The sequence below is a fragment of the Trinickia sp. genome, assembly GCF_036503415.1.
Classification (GTDB): domain Bacteria; phylum Pseudomonadota; class Gammaproteobacteria; order Burkholderiales; family Burkholderiaceae; genus Trinickia.
The window spans coordinates 1-2,127 of sequence record NZ_DASXWY010000002.1; the positions used below are offsets into that span (position 1 = coordinate 1).

Here is a 2,127-nt window from a genome sequence, read left to right on the forward strand (position 1 = left end):
AAGGCTTCGCTGCTGACCGCCATGACCCACTTCAAGCGAAACCGGCATGCTTTCGCAGTGGGCAATCCGCGAGCCCTGGACGCGGTGCTGAAACCATTGCGCACCGCGCTCGAACACTGCGAGGCGGATTCGCTTCGCGCGCTGCCGCTCGATGTGGCACCGATCGAGGCCTTCGACGCCGAGCTTCGCGCAGTCGCCGACGCCTTCGGGCAGTTGTCGGCCGCCGCGGCACAGAATCCCGCGATGGCCCCGGCGGGAAACCGCAAGAACGTTTTATCGGAACTCGAGTACGTCCTGAGCGCGCTGCCGCTCGTCCTGCGAGGCGAGCCGAACGTGCCGGCGCTGCTGGCCGCGCTGCACTCGGCCCTCGAAGCTCCGTTGGTTCAAGCCGGCGGTCTTCTGGTCGCGGCACAAGCGCGTCGCAGCGACCCGTCGCGTTCCCTCGACAGCCTGGTCGATACGTTCGAGTCCTGGTATCAGACTGCGCGTGCCTACGACGATGCGCTTCACACGTTCGATGATTCCACGGCATCTTGGCCCGATGCGGCACGCTCGACTCCCGAAGCGCGGCAACTGTCCGCAGAGCTCGGCGAGTCCCGCAACGCGGCTGTCGGTCAAATGAACGAGGCGCTCGTCGAGCTCTTCTCGGCGATGTCGGCCACGATGCATGAGCCGCATGACGAGGATGCCGATCCGACCGCGGCGAGCACGAGTGTGACGGCCGCCGAAATATTGATCGGTTCGGATGTGCGGTGGCATTGCCAGACACTGCGGGCCAAGCTGGAAGCAACGCCGTTCCCGCGTGACGCGGCGGATATCGATGCCGCCCGCCTGGCGGCGCCTTTCGCCGCATTGGAACAGTACGTGGAAGCGATGCTCGATCGGGAGGCGGACCTGCTCGACGCAGCGGATCGGGTGCGCAAGGCCGCCGTGGCGGCCGGGGCCGCGGCGCCCGCATATGGTCGCGCCCTGGGCCCCGCCCTTCGCCAATTCACGAGCGCGTGTGCCCGACAGCGAACGAGACTCCTCAACGGCGCCTTTCAGAAGGCTCACGCCGCGACCGTCGCGTTCACCATCGAAGAGTCCGCCGCAATGGGGCCGGCGCTGAAATGCATGTACGACCTTCGGCAATCGCTTCCGATCGTGCGGTTCGGCGCTTCCCCCGAAGACCGCGCCGCGGCGCGAGAAGAGGAAACCGCCAACGAAGCGCTGATCGCGACTACGCGCGAAGCCGTCCAACGTATCGAGGCGCATCTTGCGCAAATGCCTTCGCCACCGGCGGATGCACCCGAGATCATCGCGGACAACCACGCCACCCTGCAGTTGAACCTGAACGCCCTAACCGTGGCTATGCGCTCGGTCGCCGAGCTGGTCGAATGCTACGGCGAGGCCCGGCGTGCGATCCACGATGGCGCTACGGCGGATTGCACGGTGAAGCTCCGGTTGCTGGCCGAAACGGCGAGGCAGGTGCGCGAGCAGGCCGCCGCCGTGCCGTCCGCGGGCCGAAGCAAACGTCTGACTCGCGGTGTCGCCGGCGAACGTGCTCAACGTACGTGGCAATTCACGCGGCGTGTGGCCCGCACGGCCAAATCGGTTCAGTACACACTGAGTGTGCTCGCCGACCTCTCGCACGGGTACCGAAACGCGGCGGAGCTCAGCCGCGAGCCGACACTCGACCCGTTGCGCTTTCAACAACTATCCGATCAACTGTCCGACGACGTGTCGCGTGCCGCGAAGGATATCGACGCGACTCGCAACCAGCTGATCGAGGACGTCGGCACTCGGCACCCCAGCGTGGATGCCGCGACGACCGCCGAACGCGAAATCGATCAAATTCAATCGTTCACCATCCGTCTCGAATGGCGCTACGTCGCCGACTTCGATACAGCGAAGCGTCAATGGCTTCGAGCGACCGTGCGTGCGCTCGCCGAGCGGCTCGAGGATCCGGCCGGCACCGTTCCGTTCGGTGCGGCGCCGCTGCTCGATATGATCGACCAACACCTCGCGGCCGGCACGAAGATTCTCATGATCGCCGCCTCCCGCATGGAAGACGTGGAAAAACGTCAGATCACAGACGCGCTGCGGGACAACAATGAAATCAGAGGTGAAGTGAAAGCGTGCCGTGAG

At 65.6% G+C, this 2,127-nt stretch carries 1 protein-coding gene; it reads left to right on the top strand.

Translation table 11 applies throughout. The features are described from left to right. Positions 1-2,127 (top strand): hypothetical protein (locus tag VGL01_RS00095; protein WP_331565840.1); only part of this gene is annotated, 2,127 nt, incomplete at both ends.